The 19,580-nt window shown below is 71.1% G+C and carries 19 protein-coding genes; 12 read left to right on the forward strand and 7 right to left on the reverse strand.

Features of this window, described 5'->3' with window-relative positions:
• Positions 1 to 445: 445 nt before the first annotated feature.
• A complete protein-coding gene (locus AB0M82_RS29345; RefSeq protein WP_364728439.1) occupies positions 446 to 2,032 on the reverse strand; it encodes a DNA polymerase Y family protein in 1,587 nt (528 codons plus the stop codon).
• Between the two features lie 189 nt (positions 2,033 to 2,221).
• Positions 2,222 to 2,677 carry a MarR family transcriptional regulator gene (locus AB0M82_RS29350; protein WP_364728441.1) on the reverse strand — a complete coding sequence of 152 codons (456 nt, stop codon included), beginning with the start codon at positions 2,675 to 2,677 and terminating at the stop codon, positions 2,222 to 2,224.
• Between the two features lie 83 nt (positions 2,678 to 2,760).
• Between AB0M82_RS29350 and AB0M82_RS29355 the strand changes: the two genes are divergently transcribed.
• Positions 2,761 to 3,858: an FAD-dependent oxidoreductase gene (locus tag AB0M82_RS29355; protein WP_364728444.1), complete on the forward strand. Its 1,098-nt coding sequence runs from the start codon at positions 2,761 to 2,763 to the stop codon at positions 3,856 to 3,858.
• A gap of 69 nt (positions 3,859 to 3,927) precedes the next feature.
• Here the strand turns inward: AB0M82_RS29355 and AB0M82_RS29360 are convergent, their stop codons facing one another.
• Positions 3,928 to 5,451, reverse strand: coding sequence for an alpha/beta fold hydrolase (locus tag AB0M82_RS29360; protein ID WP_364728446.1), 1,524 nt, complete (start codon positions 5,449 to 5,451; stop codon positions 3,928 to 3,930).
• A gap of 174 nt (positions 5,452 to 5,625) precedes the next feature.
• Here AB0M82_RS29360 and AB0M82_RS29365 point away from each other — a divergent pair, with 174 nt between their 5' ends.
• The 5 genes from AB0M82_RS29365 to AB0M82_RS29385 are packed head-to-tail and all read left to right on the forward strand — an operon-like array spanning position 5,626 to position 11,120.
• The gene (locus AB0M82_RS29365) at positions 5,626 to 6,021 is read left to right on the forward strand and encodes a GntR family transcriptional regulator (RefSeq protein ID WP_364728449.1); all 396 of its coding nucleotides are present in this window, start codon (positions 5,626 to 5,628) and stop codon (positions 6,019 to 6,021) included.
• Positions 6,018 to 6,899 carry an ABC transporter ATP-binding protein gene (locus AB0M82_RS29370; protein WP_364728451.1) on the forward strand — a complete coding sequence of 294 codons (882 nt, stop codon included), beginning with the start codon at positions 6,018 to 6,020 and terminating at the stop codon, positions 6,897 to 6,899. The genes AB0M82_RS29365 and AB0M82_RS29370 overlap by 4 nt, the downstream gene beginning before the upstream one ends.
• Positions 6,896 to 7,879, forward strand: a complete 984-nt coding sequence (locus tag AB0M82_RS29375) for a transporter (RefSeq protein WP_364728454.1) — start codon at positions 6,896 to 6,898, stop codon at positions 7,877 to 7,879. The genes AB0M82_RS29370 and AB0M82_RS29375 overlap by 4 nt, the downstream gene beginning before the upstream one ends.
• 20 nt (positions 7,880 to 7,899) lie before the next feature.
• Positions 7,900 to 9,006 (forward strand): alpha/beta hydrolase, encoded by a 1,107-nt coding sequence (locus AB0M82_RS29380; protein ID WP_364728457.1) that lies wholly within the window; start codon positions 7,900 to 7,902, stop codon positions 9,004 to 9,006.
• On the forward strand, positions 9,003 to 11,120 hold the full coding sequence (locus AB0M82_RS29385; protein ID WP_364728460.1) for an esterase: 2,118 nt from the start codon (positions 9,003 to 9,005) through the stop codon (positions 11,118 to 11,120). Before AB0M82_RS29380 ends, AB0M82_RS29385 begins: the two co-directional genes overlap by 4 nt.
• 46 nt (positions 11,121 to 11,166) lie before the next feature.
• On the opposite strand, the gene AB0M82_RS29390 is transcribed toward AB0M82_RS29385, so the two are convergent.
• The 4 genes from AB0M82_RS29390 to AB0M82_RS29405 all read right to left on the reverse strand — a co-directional run bounded on the left by AB0M82_RS29390 (position 11,167) and on the right by AB0M82_RS29405 (position 14,353).
• The gene (locus tag AB0M82_RS29390) at positions 11,167 to 12,084 is read right to left on the reverse strand and encodes a PHB depolymerase family esterase (protein ID WP_364728462.1); all 918 of its coding nucleotides are present in this window, start codon (positions 12,082 to 12,084) and stop codon (positions 11,167 to 11,169) included.
• Positions 12,085 to 12,097: 13 nt separating this feature from the next.
• The gene (locus AB0M82_RS29395) at positions 12,098 to 12,814 is read right to left on the reverse strand and encodes an SGNH/GDSL hydrolase family protein (protein ID WP_364728465.1); all 717 of its coding nucleotides are present in this window, start codon (positions 12,812 to 12,814) and stop codon (positions 12,098 to 12,100) included.
• An 11-nt stretch (positions 12,815 to 12,825) separates the two neighbouring features.
• On the reverse strand, positions 12,826 to 13,872 hold the full coding sequence (locus AB0M82_RS29400) for a non-reducing end alpha-L-arabinofuranosidase family hydrolase (RefSeq protein ID WP_364728468.1): 1,047 nt from the start codon (positions 13,870 to 13,872) through the stop codon (positions 12,826 to 12,828).
• A gap of 262 nt (positions 13,873 to 14,134) precedes the next feature.
• Positions 14,135 to 14,353, reverse strand: coding sequence for a hypothetical protein (locus AB0M82_RS29405; protein ID WP_364728471.1), 219 nt, complete (start codon positions 14,351 to 14,353; stop codon positions 14,135 to 14,137).
• Between the two features lie 192 nt (positions 14,354 to 14,545).
• Here AB0M82_RS29405 and AB0M82_RS29410 point away from each other — a divergent pair, with 192 nt between their 5' ends.
• Genes AB0M82_RS29410 through AB0M82_RS29435 form a run of 6 tightly spaced genes read left to right on the forward strand, consistent with a single transcriptional unit; the run spans position 14,546 to position 19,466 of the window.
• Positions 14,546 to 15,451, forward strand: coding sequence for an ATP-binding cassette domain-containing protein (locus AB0M82_RS29410; protein ID WP_364728474.1), 906 nt, complete (start codon positions 14,546 to 14,548; stop codon positions 15,449 to 15,451).
• Positions 15,448 to 16,218, forward strand: a complete 771-nt coding sequence (locus AB0M82_RS29415; protein WP_364728477.1) for an ABC transporter permease — start codon at positions 15,448 to 15,450, stop codon at positions 16,216 to 16,218. Before AB0M82_RS29410 ends, AB0M82_RS29415 begins: the two co-directional genes overlap by 4 nt.
• On the forward strand, positions 16,218 to 17,315 hold the full coding sequence (locus AB0M82_RS29420) for a streptophobe family protein (protein WP_364728480.1): 1,098 nt from the start codon (positions 16,218 to 16,220) through the stop codon (positions 17,313 to 17,315). Before AB0M82_RS29415 ends, AB0M82_RS29420 begins: the two co-directional genes overlap by 1 nt.
• Entirely contained in the window at positions 17,312 to 18,013 is a 702-nt protein-coding gene (locus AB0M82_RS29425; protein WP_364728669.1) for a response regulator transcription factor, read from the forward strand. Before AB0M82_RS29420 ends, AB0M82_RS29425 begins: the two co-directional genes overlap by 4 nt.
• Positions 18,010 to 18,393, forward strand: a complete 384-nt coding sequence (locus AB0M82_RS29430) for a hypothetical protein (protein WP_364728482.1) — start codon at positions 18,010 to 18,012, stop codon at positions 18,391 to 18,393. Before AB0M82_RS29425 ends, AB0M82_RS29430 begins: the two co-directional genes overlap by 4 nt.
• The gene (locus AB0M82_RS29435) at positions 18,369 to 19,466 is read left to right on the forward strand and encodes a HAMP domain-containing sensor histidine kinase (RefSeq protein ID WP_364728484.1); all 1,098 of its coding nucleotides are present in this window, start codon (positions 18,369 to 18,371) and stop codon (positions 19,464 to 19,466) included. Before AB0M82_RS29430 ends, AB0M82_RS29435 begins: the two co-directional genes overlap by 25 nt.
• Positions 19,467 to 19,580: the final 114 nt, after the last annotated feature.

A 19,580-nucleotide genomic window follows, 5' to 3' on the forward strand; every position in this document is an offset into this window, starting at 1 on the left:
CAGGCTCCTATCAGGTCACAAACCCCGCGCCCGGTGAGGCACAGCGGGGTCACCGGACCGGCCGACAGATCATTGGCCAGACACCACGGTCGGTGACGTTCCGAGTCAAACCGGACCGGTGACCTCGCCCCCACATCCTCACAGTGGCGTTCGGTGCGTCCAACGCACCCAATGTGGCGTTCGGTGCGTCCAACGCACCCAAAGCCACATTCGGTGCATCCAACGCACCCAACGCCACATTCGGTGCACCCAACGCACCCAACGCCACATTCGGTGCACCCAACGCACCCAACGCCACATTCGGTGCACCCAACGCACCCAACGCCACATTCGGTGCATCCAACGCACCCAACGCCACATTGGGGCGCATGAGCGAGCCCGGCCCCTGTCAACGAACCTCGGACGCGCCGCCCCTAGCCGGCCGACCGTCGTTTCCTTCACCGCGCTAGTCGTAGCTGCCCTCGGCCGTCCACTGTGGATCGGTTCCGACGGTGGCTCTCAGCAGCAGCGCGATGTCGCCGTAGTCCGGGCTGTCACCTTCCAGCACCACCTGGATCCGGGCGAAGTACCGTTCGCCGCGGTGCGCGGCCGTCGACGGGTGCACGACCCAGGGGCCCGCCAGGCCGAGGACCCGGCGCGCCGGGCCGCCGTCGACGGCGACCGTCGCGGGTGGGTGGCCGAACTCGCCGCGCTCCGTGCAGCGGACGACGTCGCCGACGGCGTCGAGCACCGCGGCCGGTACCGGGCGCCGCGAAACCACCGTCGGCGAGGGCGCGGGCAGGCGGCCCGGCCACGGCCGGTCCGCCGCCAGGGGACGGCGTGGCTCGCCCCACGGGACGAGCCGGACGCGCTCGGCCGGGCCACGGCCGCCGTCCAGCACGGGGGTGACGACCGCCTCCGGGCCCAGCAGGCCCTGGATCCGCACCAGGGCGCGGCCGGCGCGCTCGGCCGCGTCGGCGTCGCGGCCCATCGACCCGAGCTGTAACTGCAGCGCCTGCCCGCCGACGACCTCTTCGGGGTCGAGGCGCAGCCGGACGATCCCGGCGCTCGGCCGGTCGGCCGCGCGGACGGTGAGCCAGCCCTCGCACTGCCACCGCACGCGGTCCGCCGTCGAGCGCGCGGTCAGCGGTTCGGCGCACCGCCAGACCCGGACGCGTTCCTCCCCCGCTTCGGTGACCGCGACGACCGCCAGCCGGGTGCACGCCAGGCCGTGCCGGGCCAGCCCGGCGAAGAACCGCTCCCCCAGGGTCTTCGCGACGAACGCGGCTTCGTCGACCCGTTCCAGGGGGTGCTCGAACTCCTCGGTGACCGACAGGTCCGGCGGCAGGGCGCGCCGCAGGGGCGGCCGTTCGGAGAGGCCGCGGGCGAGCCGGTGGGCGATGACGGCGTCCTTGGGGAAGCGGCCCGCGACGTCGCGTTCGGCCAGCGCGGCGAACGCGCCGAGGGTGCGCAGCCCGAGCCGCCGCAGCGTGTCGACGAGCTCGCCGCGGCCGTCGCCCGGCTGGTTCAGCTCGGTGATCGCCAGTGGCGCCAGGAACTTCGCGGCATCGCCGGGCGGGACGAGCGCGGACCGGCGGGCGGCGAGGGTCGCGGCGAACAGCCCGTCGGCGATCCCGACCTGGCACTCCACCCCGGCTTGGGCGGCGACTTGGTCGAGAAGCAGTTCGGCGAGGGCCTCTTCGCCGCCGAAGTACCCGGCGGCGCCGGTGACCGGCACGGCGACGACACCGGGCCGGACGACCTCGACCCCGACAGCCTGCCGTTCGACCGCGGCGGCGACCGGTTCGAAGAGCCGGGCGTCGCGGCCGGGGTCGTGCTGGTGCACGACGAGCCCGGGACACCGCGACTGCGCGTCCCGCCGCCGCATCCCCCGGCCGACCCCGCCGCGGCGCGCGGCGGCGGAGCAGGCGACGACGCGGTTCGCGGAGAACACGGCGGCCGGCGCGGTGGGCGGCGTGCCCGTGGCGGCCCCCGCCGCGACGACGGGCCAGTCCGGGCACCACAGCACGAGCAGCCGGGGTGTGCCGGTCATCCCGGGGTCCCGGCCGGCGCGTCCGGCACCACCACCGCCGTTCACCTCCAGCACCACGTACTCGTACCGGAGACACCCGCGTGGGGAAGCCACAGGCGAACCCAGGACAATCATCGAACACTTGTTCGGATAGTGCGAGACGGGAGGGTCCGCTGTCAAGCCCGGGCGAGACGGAGTCGTCTCCGTCACTCAAGACTCGATGCGGTCGACCGTCCGGCGGCTCCACTCGTGGATAGCCGCGGCCTGGTCGGGGGCGAGCGTCTCGAAGAAGTAGCGGCGAATGTTGTCCGCGTGACCCAGGAGGGCGTCCTGGACGACGCCGCGGCCTTTGGCGGTCAGGCTGATCCCGGCGCGGCGGCCATTGGACTCGTTGTCGGTCCGGTTCACCAGTTCGCGGTTCTCCATCCGGGTCAGCTGGTGCGCGACGCGGCTCTTCTCCCAGTCGAGCGACTCGGCCAGTTCGCCGACGCGCATCCGGCCCCCGTGTGCCTGGTGCAGTGTCACGAGCACGCTGAACTCGGTCTTGGAGATGCCGTACTGGCGCTGCAGATCGCGGTCCAGCTCGCGGCTGAGGAGGCGGTGAGCCTGCATCCAGGTATGCCAGAGCTCCCACTGCTCGGGTGTCAGCGTGCGCGATCCGGCCATGGCCGAAATCGTACCCACGAAGGAGTTGACGAGACAACTTCCCGACCTATAGTTGTCACGTCAACTCAACAGGGAGGCGCAGCATGGAACGGACGGTCGTGGTCGTCGGCGGTGGGTACGGCGGAACGCTGGTGGCCAAAGACCTGGATGCCGCCGCGAACGTGATTCTCGTCGACCCCCGGGAGGGCTTCGTCAACGCAGCCGCGTCACTGCGGGCGCTGACCCGGCCGGACTGGGCGCCCAACGCGTTCTTCCCGTTCGGAACCCTGCTCGAGCGGGGACGGATCATTCGCGACCGGGCGGTCTCGGCGGACCCGAAAGGCGTGACACTCGCATCGGGTCAGCGGGCCGAGGCCGACTACCTGGTGCTGGCCACCGGCTCCGGCTACTCGTATCCGGCCAAGCCGAACCCGGACGCCAACGACGTCGCCCAGCAGCTGGACGATCTCCGCAGGACGCACAAGGAGCTCTCCGGCGCCGGTCGCGTGCTGATCCTCGGTGCGGGCCCGGTCGGCCTGGAACTGGCCGGCGAGATCAAGGATGTCTGGCCGGACAAGGCCGTGATCATCGTCGACCGGGCCGACCGGCTGCTCCCCGGGTTCCTGCCCGAGGTACGCGACGGTCTGCACCACCAGTTGAACGAGCGCGGCATCGAACTGCGGCTTGGTGCCGGACTGACCGCACTGCCGCCGGTACCGGCCGGCCAGGCCGCCCGCTTCGCGGTCACCACCGACAAGGGCGAGGAGATCGCCGCCGACATCTGGTTCCGCGCGTTCGGCGTCCGGATCAACACCGGCTGCCTGGCGGACGGAAAGCTGACGCCGCTGACCGACCGGGGAATGATCCCGGTCACCGAGCACCTGAACGTCCAAGGCTACGACCACGTCTACGCCATCGGCGACGTAGTCGACCTCCCCGACCCGAAAATGGCGTCCTACGCGATGGAACACGCCACGATCGTGGCGAGGAACATCAGGGCACAGCTCGCCGGCGACCCGCCGGACGCCGTCCACACCCCGGCGCCCGACCGGCGAATACTGCTCCCGCTGGGAACACACGCGGGAGTCGGTCAGCTCCCGGCTCCCCACGGTCCCTCGGCGGCAAGCGCGGAGACGGTCCACGAACGCAAGGGCGCCGACCTGTTCACCGCACGATTCGCCGCCCGGTTCAACCAAGCTTGACCGCATGACGTCCGGACGACAGCGGGCCCCGCCGGAAATCCGGCGGGGCCCGCCACACTCGGTCCGCGGTCAGCCCGCGAAGGGGCTGGCGTCGATCCCGCAGGTCTTGCCCGCCGCCGGGAAGGCTCCCGAGATCAGGTAGTCCCGCTTGACCTGCTCGGTGCACGTGCTCGGCACGTACATCGACGAGTGGCCGTAGCCCTCGGTCACGAACACCCGCGCCCGGGCCAGTTCCGCGGCGCCGTCGCGAGCGCCGTGCACCGGCGTCGACGGGTCGTAGCGGTTGTTCAGCACCAGGATCTCCGCCGACGTCGGGCGGTTCCACGGGCCCGTGTAGCGGTCGGTGTCCTTCGCCTTCCAGAACGCGCAGCTCATCATGTCCAGCACCGCGATCCGCCCGAAGTACGGAACGCGCTGGTCCTCCGACTCGGCGTACCGGCTGTAGATCGCCGGGTCGGTGGGCACGTCGCTGTCGCTGCACTGGATGGCGTTGAACGCCTCGGTGCGGTTCGTGGTGTACGGCTCACCGGCGACCAAGGCGGAAGCGGAGCGAGCAGCGGCCGGAGCGTCGTAGAGACGCTGCAGCAGCGCGGCGATGTCCGGCCAGCCCCGCGAGTCCGACAGGTCGGCCGCCGCGTTGATGATTCCCGAATACGTCCAGGTCTCGCCGTCGCTGACGATCGGGGCCTGCTTGGCCCGCGCCGCCAGCGCCGCCCACTTCGCCTTCGGGTCGCCCGAGGAGAACGCGCACTTCGGGCCCGCTTCCGTGCACAGCCGCAGGAACTGCTCGAAGGTCTGCGCGATGCCGGTCGCGACGTCCTGCCGGGTGTCCAGCGGGACGCTCTTGCCGTTGCCGTTCTGCCCGGTCGAGTTGCCGGCGAAGTCCATGGTGCCGTCGAACACCATCGCCCGGATCCGGTTCGGGAACAGGTTCGCGTAGGTTGCCCCGAGCTGCGTTCCGTAGGAAATGCCGTGGTAGTTCAGCTTCGGGTCGCCGACCGCGCGGCGCAGCATCTCCAGGTCACGGGCCGTGTTGGCGGTCGAGACGTGCTCCAGGATCGGGCCCGCCTTCGCCGAGCAGCGGTCGGCCAGCTCCTTCGACTTGGCGTAGAAGGCCGCGTTGCCGCTCGGGTCGCCCGGCATCTCCGGGAACGACCCGAAGAAGGCCTGCTGCTCGGCCACCGAGTCGAAGCACCGGACCGCCGTGCTGTTGGCGATCCCGCGCGGGTCCCACGAGACCAGGTCGAACCGGGCGCGCAGTTCGTCGGAGAACAGCCACGGCCACTTCCCGCGCTCCCGCAGCCGCTGCAGGCCGGACGCGCCGGGGCCGCCGAAGTTGACGAACAGCGTGCCGATCCGGTGCGTGGGATCGGTGGCGGGCAGCTTGATGAGCGCGAGGTCGACCTTCGCGCCGGACGGCCGGTCGTAGTCCATCGGCACCGAAGCCTTGGCGCACTGGAAGCCGTCCGCGCAGTCCGTCCAGCTCAGCTGCGGCGTCGGCACCTTGTCGATGGAGTCGGGTGCCGCGGACGCGACCGCCGGTCCCGCGGCGACGGCCATCGAGACACCGAGCGCGACGACCACGCCGCGCACGATGCCTCCCCCAGAAAATCGACGCACGAAAAGTCCCTTCGGAGAGAAACGATCACTTCGCCTCCACAGACGCCGCAGCCGCGGCGAGGTTGGCCGCCGCGGCCGAAAAAGATCACTAGCGGCAACACCACTGCTTAGCTATAGTGCTAGGCAAATAGATAAATGGAGTTGCCGATGATCGAGTTCCACCTGGACGCGAGGTCCGGCCTGTCGCCGTACCAGCAGCTGGTCCAGCAGGTGCGGCACGCGCTGCGCCTCGGCCTGCTGAACAAGGGAGACCAGCTCCCGAAGGTCAAGGACGTGGTCGCGAGCCTCGCGATCAACCCGAACACCGTGCTGAAGGCCTACCGCGAACTGGAGCACGACGGGCTCGTCTCGGCCCGGCCGGGCGTCGGCACGTTCGTGACGGCGACGCTGAACGGCGGCGCTTCGTTCGCCGTGCTCGGGCCACTGCGGCGGGATCTCCGCCACTGGCTTTCCCAGGCCCGCCAGGCGGGCCTCGACGAGGAGAGCATCGAAGCCTTGTTGATGTCCACGTTTCGCGACTCCGCCAGAGAGGAAATAGCGTGACCGTCCTGCGTGCCCAGGGCCTGGGCAAGAAGTACAAGCGCAAGTGGGCGCTGAGCGGCTGCACGCTCGAGATCGAACGCGGCCACGTGACCGGGCTCGTCGGCCCCAACGGGGCAGGCAAGTCGACGCTGCTGAACCTCGCGTCCGGCATGCTCGAGCCGACGGCCGGCACGATCGAGGTGTGCGGCGGGGTGCCGGGCAGCGGCCCGGACCAGCTGGCGAAGGTCGGGTACGTCGCCCAGAACACGCCGGTCTACCCCGGGCTGAGCATCGAAGAACACCTGCGGCTCGGCGCGCACCTCAACCCGAGTTGGGACGCTTCGCTCGCCGACAAGCGGATCGAACGGCTCGGGCTGGACCCGAAGCAGCACGCGGGCAAGCTGTCGGGCGGCCAGCGCGCCCAGCTGGCGCTGACCATCGGCATCGCCAAGCGGCCCGAACTGCTGCTGCTCGACGAGCCGGTCGCCGCGCTCGACCCCCTCGCCCGCCGGGAGTTCCTGCAGGACCTCATGGAAGCCGTCGCCGAGCACGAGTTGTCGGTCGTGATGTCCTCACACCTGGTCAACGACCTCGAACGCGTCTGCGACCACCTCATCGTGCTGGTGGCTTCCGAGGTACGGGTGATCGGCGAAGTCGAGACCCTGCTCGCCACGCACCACCGGCTCTCCGGGCCGCGCCGCGAGGTCGACGCGCTGCCGTCGGACCAGCACGTCGTCTCGGCGAAGCACACCGACCGCCAGACGACGGTGCTGGTCCGCACCGAGGCGCCGATCCTCGACCCCGCGTGGACCGTCGGCCAGGTCAGCCTGGAGGACCTGGTCCTCGAGTACATGAGCGGCTCGGCCCGCACCCGCCCCGCCCTGGAGGTTCTCCGATGACCTGGCTGACCTGGCGCCAGTTCCGTTTCCCCGCGCTGTCGGTGCTGACCGGCCTGATCGCGATCGCCGTGGTCCTCGCGATCACCGGGCCGGACCTGGTGGGCCGCACGGACTTCTCCGACCAGGACACGCTGTTCGGCGGCACGATCCTGGCGCTGTACCTGCTGCCCGCGGTGATCGGCGTCTTCTGGGGCGTCCCGATGATCACGCGCGAGCTGGAGAGCGGCACGCACAGCCTGGTGTGGAACCAGACGATCACCCGCAGACGGTGGCTCACGACCAAGCTCGGATACGGCGTACTAGTGGCGATGGTGGCAGCCGCGCTGCTGAGCGTGGCGGTCACGTGGTGGGCGAGCCCCATCGACGCGCTCGCCGCGATCCAGACCGACCGCGGCATGCTGCCGCGCATCTCGCCGGTGGTGTTCGGCGCGCGCGGGATCGTCCCGATCGGCTACGCCGCTTTCGCGCTCGTCCTCGGCGTCGCGGTGGGGATGCTGCTGCGGCGGACGGTGGCCGCCATGGCCGTCACGCTCGTCACGCTCGCCGCCGTGCTGCTGCTGGTGCCGGCTTTCGTGCGCCCGTACCTGCTGCCGCCGCAAATCGAGACGGCCGCGATCACCGGGGAGAACATCACGAACATCAGCGGCGACAACACCCACGGGATCCTGGAGATCGGCGTGCGGAAGCCGGCCGGCGCGTGGGTGCTGGCGAACGAAACCCTGGACCCGGCCGGAAACGTGGCCGACCCGCTGCCGGACTTCGTGCAGGTCTGCGCGCCGAGGCCGGGCGCGGGACCGCCGGAGCACGGCTCCATGGAAACGTGCCTGGCGCAGCTGGGCGTCCACGGCTACCAGCAGCGGCTGACTTTCCAGCCCGGCTCCCGGTTCTGGCCGCTGCAGTGGCTCGAACTGGCGCTCTACCTGGCCATGACGGCCCTGCTCACCTGGTTCTGCTTCCGCCGCGTCCGCCACCTGTCCTGACGAGTCCGACTGGGGGAATCATGCGCGCTCTCGCGGTAGCCACCGCATTGACGCTCACCTTGTCCGCGTCACCCGCTTCGGCGAGCACGACGCCTTACCTGCCCCGCCCGACCGGCCCCGCGCCCGTCGGCGTCACCACACTGTCCCTCAAGGACACTTCGCGACCTGACCCGTGGGTGCCGACGGTGCCCTACCGGGAGCTGATGGTCTCCGTCTTCTACCCGGCGACCTCGGCGAACGGGCCGAAGAAGCAGTACATGACCCCGCTCGAATCGGAACGCAACCTCGAGCGGCTGAACATCCCGGGCCTGCCACTGGACGTCTTCAGCACGGTCCGCACGAACGCCGTCGTCGACGCGAAACCGGCCGGGCGGTGGCACAGCCTGCCGCTGGTCGTGCTGTCGCCGGGCCGGATCCAGCCCCGCGCGACGCTCACCGCACTGGCCGAGGACCTGGCCAGCCGCGGGTACGCCGTGGCGGCGATCGATCACACCTACGAGAACCGCGCCACGACCTTTCCCGACGGCCACGTCACCGGCTGCGCCGCCTGCGAGGTCGATGACCAGCCGGGGTTCTGGGAGAAGTTCGCGCGGGTCCGGTCGAAGGACACGTCGTTCGTGCTCGACGAGCTGCTGCGCTCGCGGTGGGGCGCGCTGATCGACCCGCGGCGCATCGGCATGACCGGCCACTCCGCGGGCGGGGCGATCACCACCCAGGCCATGCTGGCCGACCCGCGCATCCGCGCCGGGGCCGACATGGACGGCAGCGTCCACGTCCCGATCCCGGTATCGGGGCTCTCGCGGCCCTTCATGTTCCTGGGCAGCATGGACAACTACACCCCGGGCGCGCCGGGTCCGTACGACGACTGGGAAACGGACTGGACGCACCTGACGGGCTGGAAGCGCTGGCTCATGGTGTCGGGCACGGTGCACGAGTCGTTCACCGACCTCGGCGTGCTCGCCGGCCAGCTGGGCGTCGACCTCGGCAACTCGATCGACGTTTACCGCGCGCTGGCCATCACGCGGACGTACGTAAGCGCTTTCTTCGATCAGCACCTGCGCTGCCGTCCGCAACCGCTGCTGACCGCGCCCTCGCCCGCTTACCCGGAAGTGACCTTCATCGGATGAGAATCAAGAGCCTCATGGTCATCACCGCACTCACTCTCGCCTTGACGTCGCCCGCCGCGTCGGCGGACCCGGCGCTCACGCTGGCGAAGCCGACCGGTGACCGGCCGGTGGGCACGGCTGCCCTGTACCTCAAGGACACTTCGCGCCCCGACCCGTGGATGCCGTCGGTGCCCTACCGGGAGCTGATGGTTTCCCTCTTCTACCCGGCGGTTCCCTCACCAGGGCCGAAGAAGCAGTTCATGTCCGAGGCCGAAGCGAAGGCCGTGTTCGAGGAGGCCGGCATCACCGGGATCCCGCCGGCGGTGCTGACGACCGTGCACACCGACGCCGTCGTCGACGCCCGGCCGGCGGGGCACGGCCTGCCCCTGGTCGTCCTGTCCCCCGGCTTCAAGCGGCCCCGCGCCGAGCTGACGTCGCTGTCCGAAGACCTGGCGAGCCACGGCTACCTGGTCGTCCTGGTCGACCACACCTACGAGAACGTGGCCACCACCTTCCCCGACGGGCGGGTCACCGGCTGCGCGGCCTGCGGCAACTACGACGAGGCCTTCTGGAAGAAGCTGGGGCGCGGCCGGGCGACGGACGTGTCGTTCGTGCTGGATTCGCTGACGCACTCGAAGTGGGCGTCGCTGATCGACCCGGCCCGGATCGGCATGGCCGGGCACTCCGTCGGCGGCGCGAGCACGATCGACGCCATGGTGGCCGATCCCCGGATCAAGGCCGGGATCGACGTCGACGGCACGACGGACGACCCCCTGCTCGCGCCCGGGCTCGACCGGCCGTTCCTGTTCCTGGGGCGGCAGAACATGTACGCGCCCGGCACCGGGACCGAATCCGGCACCTGGCAACGGGACTGGGAACAGCTGAAGGGCTGGAAGCGCTGGCTCGTCGTGGCCGGCATGGCGCACCCGTCGTTCACCGACATCGGGCTCGTCGCCGAGCAACTCGGCCTCGACTTCGGCGCCACGACTCCGGCGGTGCGCGGCCAGGCGATCACCGCGGCGTACGTCCGCGCGTTCTTCGACCAGCACCTTCGCGGCAAGGCCCAGCCGCTGCTGGCGGAGCCGTCGTCTCAGTACCCCGAAGTCGGCTTCGCCAGGACGTCGACGCCCTACCTGCCCGCCCCGACCGGGGACCGGCCGGTCGGCAGCACGGCCCTCTACCTGAAGGACACCTCGCGGCCCGACCCGTGGGTGCCGTCGGTGCCCTACCGGGAGCTGATGGTCTCGCTGTTTTACCCGACGGCCTCGGCGAAGGGGCCCAAAGCGCAGTACCTGACGGCGGCCGAATCGGCGGCCTTGCTGACGGACAGCGGCTTGCCGCCGGACGTGCTCACCACGATGGTGACCCACTCCGTGGCCGACGCGCGGCCGTCCGGGCACGGGCTGCCCCTGATCGTGCTGTCACCCGGCTACACCAAGCCCCGCGCCACGCTCTCCGCGCTGGCCGAGGACCTGGCGAGCCACGGGTACGCCGTCGCGGTGGTCGGCCACACCTACGAAAACGCCGGCCAGAGCTTCCCCGACGGGCACTTCGCCGGGTGCGCGTCGTGCGAAGTCCCGCACCAGAGCGCGTTCTGGCAGAAGCTGGAGCTGGGCCGGGCGAAGGATGTGTCCTTCGTGCTGGACTCGCTGACGCGTTCCCGCTGGGCGAGCCTGATCGATCCGCAGCGGATCGGCATGGCCGGGCACTCCATGGGCGGCGCGAGCACCATCCCCGCGATGGTCGCCGACAACCGGATCAAGGCCGGGATCGACATCGACGGAAAGACCGAGCTCCCGCTCACCGCACCGGGGCTGTCGCGTCCGTTCATGTTCGTCAGCCACGAGCAGGTGCCGAAGTGCGCGCCGGGGAACGTGGAGTGGGAACGGGACTACGCGCAGATGACCGGGTGGAAGCGCTGGGTCGAGGTGGCGGGCACGCAGCACGCTTCGTTCACCGACGTGGGGCTGGTCGGGGACGAATTCGGCGCCGACTACGGCGCGAAGGGCACGGCGGTGCGGGCGCAGGAGATCACCCGGACGTACGTGAACGCGTTCTTCGACCAGCACCTGCGGGGCGAAGCGCGGCCGGTGCTCGATCAGCCGGGCTACCCGGAAGTCTCGTTCTGCCGGTGAACGGACACGGCGGAAGCGGCACTGGGGGTGCCGCTTCCGCCGTCTCTCAGTGGTCGAGGCCGAGGAACGAAATCGCGTACGCCAGCTGGCCGGTCATCGGCAGGGAGTGCCCGACGCCGGCGATGCTGACGCCCTCCACCGTCGCCTGGGTACTCGTGTTGCCGTACCGGGTGCGTGTCCACGACGACTGCGGGTGGTCGGTGAACGCCGGTGTCTGGCCCAACCCGTTCAGGTTGGTCCACTGCTTGATCTCTTCACCGAAGTTCGGGTACGACAGCGTGGTGTCGGTGGTGCCGTGCCACAGCTGCATCCGCGGGTAGCGGCCGGTGTAGCCCGGGTACATCGACCGGGCCAGGTCGCCCCACTGCTGGGCGGTCTTGATCGACTTCCCGCCCGAGCAGGTGCTGTTCCACAGCGAGCCGTTCGTGGTGGCGAAGCACCCGGCGGGCACGCCGGAGAACGCCGAACCGGCCGCGAACACGTCGGGGTACTCCGCCGCCAGCACGTTCGTCATCATCGCGCCGGAGGAGAACCCGCTGACGACGACCCGTGCCGGGTCGACGTTGTAGCGGGACTTGGCGTAGGAGACCATCGACATGATCCCGGTCGAGTCCCCTCCGCCGTTCCGCTTCAGCGCCTTCGGCGTCGACACGTCGAAGCACTTCTCGCTGCGGGTGGCCTCCGGCAGCACGATGACGTACCCGTACCGGTCGGCCGCGGTGACGTAGTCCTTGCCGTTCCAGCCGAACACCGAACTGGCCGAGCCACCGCAGTAGTGCACGAGCACGAGCAGCGCCGGCTTGGCCGCGACCCGGTCGGGCACGTAGACGTACATGTTCAGGTTCGTCGGGTTGGTGCCGAACCCGGTCACCCTGGTCAGCGAGGCCGCCTCGGCGGGCTGCGCGAAGCCGGCTGCCGTGACCACCAGCACCAGGGCCAGGAAAGCACGCAATATGCGTCTCATGTGAATTCTCCTTCTACGCGGCAGCGGATACGCGCGGATTGCCGATGCTTCCCGGGACGGACCGCAGGGCGCCGTACCAGACGGCGGCCATCTTGTCGTAGCCGCCGGCGTTCGGGTGGACGCCGTCGGTGAGGTCGGCGGCGGTGAGAGCGCTGTGCAGGTTCACCAGGTGCACGCGCTTGCCGCTGTTCACCTTGCTCTGCACGATTCCCGGTAGCGCGTTGTTGAACGTCCGCACGGCGGCGTCCCCGCTCGCCCAGCCGATCGGGATGAGCTGGGCGACGAACACGTCGGCGGCGGGCGCCGCCGCGGTGATGTGGTCGATCAGGGCGGACAGCCGGCCGGGCGCGCCCGCCACGTTGTAGTTCTGCAGGATGTCGTTGGTGCCGATGTGCAGCAGCACCGAGCGCGGGGTGTACCTCCGCAGCCAGCCGGTGATGTTCGCGTCGATCTGGTCGATGCGCCAGCCGGGGTGTCCTTCGTGGTCGTGGTCCCAGAGGCTGCCCGGCCCGTTGAACTGCGAGCCGACGAAGTCGTTGGTGTAGCGGCCGGCCGCCAGTCGTTGCCACAGGCCGATCCGGTAGCCGCCGGGCACGCCGGTCCCGTGGGTGATCGAGTCGCCGAGCGGCATGATCCGCACGCCGCCGTTCGACTCCGCCTCGGCGACGCCGGTCAGGCCGGTGACCACCAGTGCGAGGGCCGCCGCGGCGGCCAGCAATCGAGTTTTCATCGCCATTCCCTTCAGCAGTTCGAGTTCGTCTGGGTGAGCAGGCCGAGCCGCCAGGGCAGGCTGTTGTAGTCGCCTCCCGCCGCCGGGTTCTTGCCCTGGTAGAGGTACTGCAACCGGCACGGGTTGACCGGCAGCGTCTGGTCGTTGCCCGAGCGGAGCATTTCGCCGTGGCTGATGTCCTTCGTCCACTGTCCGGCGGGGAAGGTCACGTTGCCGGCCCTGGCGAAGGGGTTGCTCTCGCTGGCGGCCAGCTGGGTCCACGACCCGGCGATGCTCGACGACGTCCACGACCGGAAGTACCGGCGACCGTCGGACCCGATCGCCTCGATGAGCATCAGATACTGGTTCTGACCGGCGATCTTGTAGACGTTGCTGGCTTCGAACAGGTTGTTCTTGTTCGAGTCCTGCATCGCGATCACCGTGTTGCCGAAGCCGTTGGGGAAGTTCGCCAAGGTGGTCCGCGACCGGTACAGGTGCCCGTTGTCATCGGACGAGAACAGGTAGCAGTTGGCCGAGTCGCAGATGACCCACATGTCCACCCAGTACCCGGAGCCGATGTTCTGCCGGATGATGTCCGGCATCGCGCTGTAGAAGTTCTTCGGCGCGCTCCAGCCGTTGGGGTTGGAGATGTCGCTGTTGGTGGAGTACGCGGCGTTGCCGTTCTGGTAGACCAGGTACCACTTTCCCTGCGGCGCGAAGTAGAACACCTGCGGCGCCGCGCGGTAGCCCGTGCCGATCGCGGACTTGTCCAGGTAGTACTGGGTGGCCGAGCCGGCCTGCGACCAGTCGGAGAAGCTGAGGTACACGAGGTTGTAGCCCGCCGCGTTCGCGGTGCTGGCGAACACGTGGTACTTGCCGCCCGAGTAGACCACCGTGGGATCCTTGATCCCGGCGATGTTGTGCGTCGCGTCGGACTTGGGACTGATCAGCACACCGCTGGAGCTCCACCGGAAACTGCTCGGCAGGGCCTCGGCCGCCGCGTTCGCCGCGGGGGCGTTCAGCAAGGCGGCCAGCAGCACCGCGGCGATGGCCACGAAGTGCCGGATTCGAGGTTTCACGAGACCTCCCATGGGCAGGGAAAGGCGAGCCGGTGACGGCCGAAACTTTCGCCACCGGGCGGGGAAATCGACGGGGTTTCGAAACTTTCGCTATTCTGTTAGCGATAACATTCCGTTGGTGGCCACAGCTTAAACCTCGCGCCGTCCGATGACAACGGTCGATGACGAACCCATCACGCGCGGCAATGTTCATCGGTCCGATGTGGACGGTGCGGCCGACATCGATGACACGGCTCGCGGCTGGAAGCGCTTCCAACCGGCGTCAGTGCGCCAGCAGGGTGATGCCGCTGACGACGATCCAGGCGATCCAGCCGAGCCAGCCGGCCAGTCCCACCGGGCCGAGCCGGCTGGTGCCGTCGACGTTGTAGGGCGCGGCCGACGCCGAGGCGAACAACAGCGCGGCACCGGCGTACCCGAGGCAGGCGTGCCAGCCGGGGAAGAACCCCGCCGCCGCGGCCGTGCCGAACCGCAGCGCATTCACCCTCGAACGCGGCTGGTCGCCCGGGCAGGTCGAGCGCTGGTGGGGCGAGGCACTCGCCAGGGAACTGCTCGACCGGCCGTAAGCCACGATTTCCGGGGAAAGCGCCGGTCCGGCGCGGCCCGGCCGCCGGATTCACCGGGTTCTCCCAGAACCTCCCAGGAATCGGCCAGGCCGGCCGGGCACGCTCGCCGCATGACGACGATCGAGATACGGGGCCTGACCAAGCGGTACGGGCCCGACACCGTGGTGGACGACCTGTCGTTCACCGTCGAACCCGGGCAGGTGACCGGGTTCCTCGGCCCGAACGGCGCCGGCAAGTCCACGACCATGAAGATGATCGTCGGCCTGGCCGCGCCGACCCGGGGTTCGGTCACCATCGGCGGCCGCCGCTACGCCGACCTGCCCGTCCCGCTCACCGAGGTGGGCGCGCTGCTCGACGCCGGCGCCGTCCACGGCGGCCGGAAGGCGGCCGACCACCTGCTCGCGCTCGCGGTGAGCAACGGCCTCCCCCGGCGCCGGGTCGGCGAAGTGCTCGCCCGCACCGGGCTCGAAGGCGTGGCGGGCAAGCGGGCCGGTGGGTTCTCCCTCGGCATGCGGCAGCGTCTCGGCATCGCGGCGGCGCTGCTCGGCGACCCGCGGGTGCTGATCTTCGACGAACCGGTGAACGGGCTCGACCCCGAAGGGATCCGCTGGATCCGGGACTTCATGCGTTCCCTCGCCCGCGAAGGGCGGTCGGTGCTGGTGTCCAGCCACCTCATGAGCGAGATGGCGCAGACCGCCGACCACCTGGTCGTCATCGGCCGGGGACGGCTCATCGCCGACACGGCCATGGGCGAGCTGATGCGCGGCGAAGGCACCGTGCTCGTCCGCCCGGCCCACCCGGGGTTCGCGGTCCTGCTGACGGCCGCCGGCGCCACCGTGCGGGAGGGCGTCGAGTCGTCGTTCGTCGTCTCCGGCCTGACCAGCGAGGAGATCGGCAAACTCGCGGCCTACCACGGGATCGCGCTCGCCGAGCTCACCCCGCAGCGCGTCTCACTGGAGGACGCCTTCATGGAACTGACCAAGGACAGCGTCGAATACCAGGGAGCCACCGGATGAACTCGCCGACCTTCGCCTGCTCCGTCCGCGCGGAATGGATCAAGCTCCGCAGCCTGCGCTCGACGTGGTACACCCTGGCGTGCCTGTTCGCGGTCGGGCTCGGCATCACGGTCCTCACCATGAACGCCGCCGGGAAGGAGTACGCCGCGGAGCCGGCGGCCTGGGACCCGGCCGGCCGCAGCCTGACGTCGTACATCGTCGCCCAGCTGATCATCGGGGTGCTGGGCATCCTGGTCGTCACGTCGGAGTTCGCGACCGGCCTGATGCGGACGTCCCTGCTCGCCACGCCCCGCCGCCACCGGTTGCTGGCGGCCAAGGTGGTGGTGGCGGCCGCCGTCGCCGTGGTGGCGGGCCAGGTGCTGATGTTCGCCGCCTTCTTCGTCGGCCAGGCCGTCCTCGCCGGGCAGGGGCTGCCGCACGCCGGCCTCGGCGATCCCCGGGTGCTCTCCGCCGTGGCGGGCGGCGGGCTCTACCTCGCGGCGATCGCGCTGCTCGCGGCCGGCCTCGGCGCGCTCGTGCGCGCCACGGCGGGCGCGCTCGCCATCCTGGTGGGCATCGTCTTCCTGGTACCCGCGGTCGCGGCCTTGTTCCCCGCGTGGCTCCAAGATGTCTTCTTGTTCTGGCCGACGTTGGGCGCGGCCGCGGTCCTCAAGACGGTGCCCGATCCCGCTTTCCCGAACCCGTGGCTCAATCTCGGCGGGCTGTGCCTGGGCGTCGCCGGGGTGCTGGCCGCCGCGTTCGTGGCCTTCCGGCGCCGGGACGTCTGATGCGGGACGTGGTCCGTGGCGTCGCCGCCGCGGTGGCGGCCTTGCTGGCGACGGCTTTCGTGGCCGCGTCCGCCGTGCTGCTGCTGGGCGCGGACCGGTTCGGCAGTCCAGTTCGCCTGACGGCGGCGGTCGTGGCGCTGGCGGTGGGCGGCACGGCGGAGCTCGACGCGGCTCCGGCCGGCGGGCTGCCGGTCACCGTGCACGGCGTCGTCGACGTGATGCCGCTCGGTGTTTCCCTGGTGGGCGTGGTCGTCCTCGGGGCGTTGCTGCTGCGCCGCGGCCGGGACGGGCTGCCCGTCCGTGCCGCGGCGGCCGCCGCGGTCTTTCCGGCCGGGCTGGCCGCGCTCGCGTTCGCAGCACGAGGAAATCTCACCCTCCGGCTGCCGGAAGGGACTTCGGGCGCCGCGCTCGGCTGCGTGCGGGGGCCGAGCCTGCCGTTCCGCGCCGTTCCGAGCAGCCTCTCGGCCGCGTTCAGCGTGGAGGTCGCGCCGACAGCGGCCGCCGGGGCGATCTGGGTGCTCGTGGTCGCCGGAGTGTGCTGGGCGGCGCTGCGGTTCCGGGCCTTCGCGGCCGGACTCCGGGGCACGCTGATCGCGGTGGGCGCGCTGACCGCCGTCTGCCTGCTCGCCGCGGCAACGTTCGGCGGCGCCGCGGCGGCCGGGGGTGTCCTGCTCGTCCTGCCGCAGGTCGTGTCGGCCGTCCTGGTGCTCGGGCTGGGTGTGCCCATGACCCTCCCCTGCGGTGCCGGCCCCTCGCTCACCTGGGTGTCGGCGATCGTGCTGCTCGGCTGCGGCGTCGTCGTCGCCGCGCGGACGCGGCACCGTCCCGGCCGCCCCCTGCGCCGGGCCGCGGTCATCGCCGTCCGGCTCGCCTCGGCGGTGGGCGCGGTGCTGGCCGTCATGGCGCTGCTGTCCCGGGTTTCCCTCGAACTCAGCATCGCCGTGTTCAGCTTTCCGATCCCCGTCGTCGGCGCGAACCCGTTGCTCGCCTTGGCGGCCGGGCTCGCGGGCGGCGCGCTGGCGGGGTTCGCCGGGAGCCTGCTCGTCGACGGGTTCCGGAGCCGGTTCTCCGTATCCTCGCGGGCATGGAAGCGATGACGTCCCGCGGCGAGCGCCTGCTGGTCGTGGACGACGAAGCCACCGTCCGCGAACTGCTCTCCGCCGCGCTGCGCTTCGCCGGGTTCGAGGTGACCTCCGCGGCGACGGCCGTCGAAGCCGTCGCCGCGGCCACCGCGGAGCCGCCCGATCTGGTGCTGCTCGACGTCATGCTGCCGGACATGGACGGCTTCGAGGTCGTCCGGCGGCTGCGGGAGCGGCGGCCCGGCCACGGCGCGCCGGTGCCCGTCCTCTTCCTCACCGCGCGGGACCGTCAGGCCGACAAGGTCACCGGCCTTTCCCTCGGCGCCGACGACTACGTGACGAAGCCCTTCGACCTGGCCGAGCTGATCGCCCGGATCCGGGCGATCCTCCGCCGGACCGCGGGCCACCAGGCGGGCGTGCTGACGGCCGGCACGCTCGCCCTCGACGCCGAGGGGCACCAGGTGACGCGGGCGGGGCGCGCCGTGCGCGTGTCCGCGACCGAGTTCCGGTTGCTGCGGTACCTGATGGAGAACGCCGGGCGCGTGGTGTCGAAGGCGCAGATCCTCGACCGGGTGTGGCGCGACGACTTCGGCGGGGACGCCGGCATCGTCGACACCTACATCTCCTATCTGCGAAGGAAAGTCGACACCGAAGAGCCCAAGCTCATCCACACCGTGCACGGGGTGGGTTACGTGCTGCGGGAGCCACGGCGGTGAGCCGGCTCTCGCTGCGGGCCAGGCTGCTGCTGCTCACCGCGGGCCTCCTGCTGGCCGGGCTGGCGCTCGGCGGCGCGGTCGTCTCCGACCAGGTCGAGCGCTACCAGCTCGACCGCCTCGACGGCCGGCTCCGGTCGCTGACCGAGCTCATCTCGCGCGTCTCGGCCACCGGGCCGCCTCGCCTCGAGAACACCTCCGCGCGCCCCGAACTACTCGACCCCGCCCTCGAGCTGTTCGGCACGCCGTACCTGGTGTACCTGGACGCCGGCGGCACGCCGGCGGCACGCCGGCGGGCGGCATCCACTCCTCGCGGCTGGACGGCACCACACTGCCGTCCCTCGACGCGCTGCGCACGGTGCCCGCCGACGGGACCGCGGTGAACCTGACGGCCGGCGACGAACGCTGGCGGGCCGTCGCGCGGCCGACCGTCGGCTGGGGCGGGACGGTGCTCGCGGCCGCGCCGCGCACCGAAGCCGACGCCACCGTCGCCCAGCTCCGGTCGAGCAGCCTGATCAGCGGCGCCGTACTGCTCGTCCTGCTGACCGCGGCCGGCTGGTTCGCCCTCGGCCGTGGCCTGCGGCCGCTGCGCCGGATCGAGCAGACGGCGGCCGCGATCGCCGACGGCGACCTCACCCGGCGCGTCCCCGGCCTCGCGCCGCCCGGCACGGAGATCGGGCACCTCGCGGCGTCGCTCAACACGATGCTCGGCCAGCTCGAACGGGCCTTCGCCGACCGGGCCGCGTCCGAGGCCCGGATGCGCGCGTTCGTCTCGGACGTCAGCCACGAGCTGCGCACGCCGCTGTTCGGCATCAAGGGGTCCACGGAGCTCTACCGGATGGGCGCGCTGCCGTCACCGTCCGATGTGGACGAAGCGATGCGCCGCATCGAGCGCGAGGCCACCCGGCTCACCAGCCTCACCGAGGACCTGCTGCTGCTCGCCCAGCTCGACGAGGCACCCGAAAGCCAGCTGGACCGGGCGCCGATGGACCTGCGCACGCTGGCCGGCGACGCCCGCCACGACCTGCGGGCCCTCGACCCGGCGCGCCCGATCTCCCTGACCGGCCCGGGCGGCACGGGCCTGCCGGGCCCGGCCCCGGTCGACGCCGACGAGGCGCGGCTGCGGCAGGTCGTCACCAACCTCGTGGGCAACGCGGCCGCGCACACCCCACCGGGCACCCCGGTCCGCATCGGCGTCGGCACGGTGGCGGGTCGCGCGGTGCTCGAAGTGGCCGACGAAGGCCCGGGGATGGCGGCCGAGCAGGCGAGCCGCGTCTTCGACCGCTTCTACCGAGCCGACCGCGCCCGGACCCGTTCGCCGGGCGCCGACGCGGGCCTGGGACTGGCGATCGCCCGCTCACTGGCCCACGCCCATGGCGGCGACGTCGAGCTCGAGACGGCGCTCGGTGCGGGTGCCTGCTTCCGGCTGACACTGCCGTTGCCGTTGCCGGACTAGGGCCGGCGATCGATTTCGGTGGGTTCGTCGGTGTCTGTCGCTCGACCACAGCCGTGAATGGCACATTGAGGGTGTGAGATGTCGAGGAATTATGGCTAAGAGGAGGGGGGGTAA

This window comes from Amycolatopsis sp. NPDC051128 (assembly GCF_040682715.1).
Taxonomy (GTDB): domain Bacteria; phylum Actinomycetota; class Actinomycetes; order Mycobacteriales; family Pseudonocardiaceae; genus Amycolatopsis.

Bases quoted from the DNA above. Each gene is read 5' to 3' on its own strand.
- AB0M82_RS29345 (WP_364728439.1), bottom strand. From the start codon at position 2,032: ATGACCGGCACACCCCGGCTGCTCGTGCTGTGGTGCCCGGACTGGCCC.
- AB0M82_RS29350 (WP_364728441.1), bottom strand. From the start codon at position 2,677: ATGGCCGGATCGCGCACGCTGACACCCGAGCAGTGGGAGCTCTGGCAT.
- AB0M82_RS29355 (WP_364728444.1), top strand. From the start codon at position 2,761: ATGGAACGGACGGTCGTGGTCGTCGGCGGTGGGTACGGCGGAACGCTG.
- AB0M82_RS29365 (WP_364728449.1), top strand. From the start codon at position 5,626: ATGATCGAGTTCCACCTGGACGCGAGGTCCGGCCTGTCGCCGTACCAG.
- AB0M82_RS29375 (WP_364728454.1), top strand. From the start codon at position 6,896: ATGACCTGGCTGACCTGGCGCCAGTTCCGTTTCCCCGCGCTGTCGGTG.
- AB0M82_RS29380 (WP_364728457.1), top strand. From the start codon at position 7,900: ATGCGCGCTCTCGCGGTAGCCACCGCATTGACGCTCACCTTGTCCGCG.
- AB0M82_RS29385 (WP_364728460.1), top strand. From the start codon at position 9,003: ATGAGAATCAAGAGCCTCATGGTCATCACCGCACTCACTCTCGCCTTG.
- AB0M82_RS29390 (WP_364728462.1), bottom strand. From the start codon at position 12,084: ATGAGACGCATATTGCGTGCTTTCCTGGCCCTGGTGCTGGTGGTCACG.
- AB0M82_RS29395 (WP_364728465.1), bottom strand. From the start codon at position 12,814: ATGAAAACTCGATTGCTGGCCGCCGCGGCGGCCCTCGCACTGGTGGTC.
- AB0M82_RS29410 (WP_364728474.1), top strand. From the start codon at position 14,546: ATGACGACGATCGAGATACGGGGCCTGACCAAGCGGTACGGGCCCGAC.
- AB0M82_RS29415 (WP_364728477.1), top strand. From the start codon at position 15,448: ATGAACTCGCCGACCTTCGCCTGCTCCGTCCGCGCGGAATGGATCAAG.
- AB0M82_RS29420 (WP_364728480.1), top strand. From the start codon at position 16,218: ATGCGGGACGTGGTCCGTGGCGTCGCCGCCGCGGTGGCGGCCTTGCTG.
- AB0M82_RS29425 (WP_364728669.1), top strand. From the start codon at position 17,312: ATGACGTCCCGCGGCGAGCGCCTGCTGGTCGTGGACGACGAAGCCACC.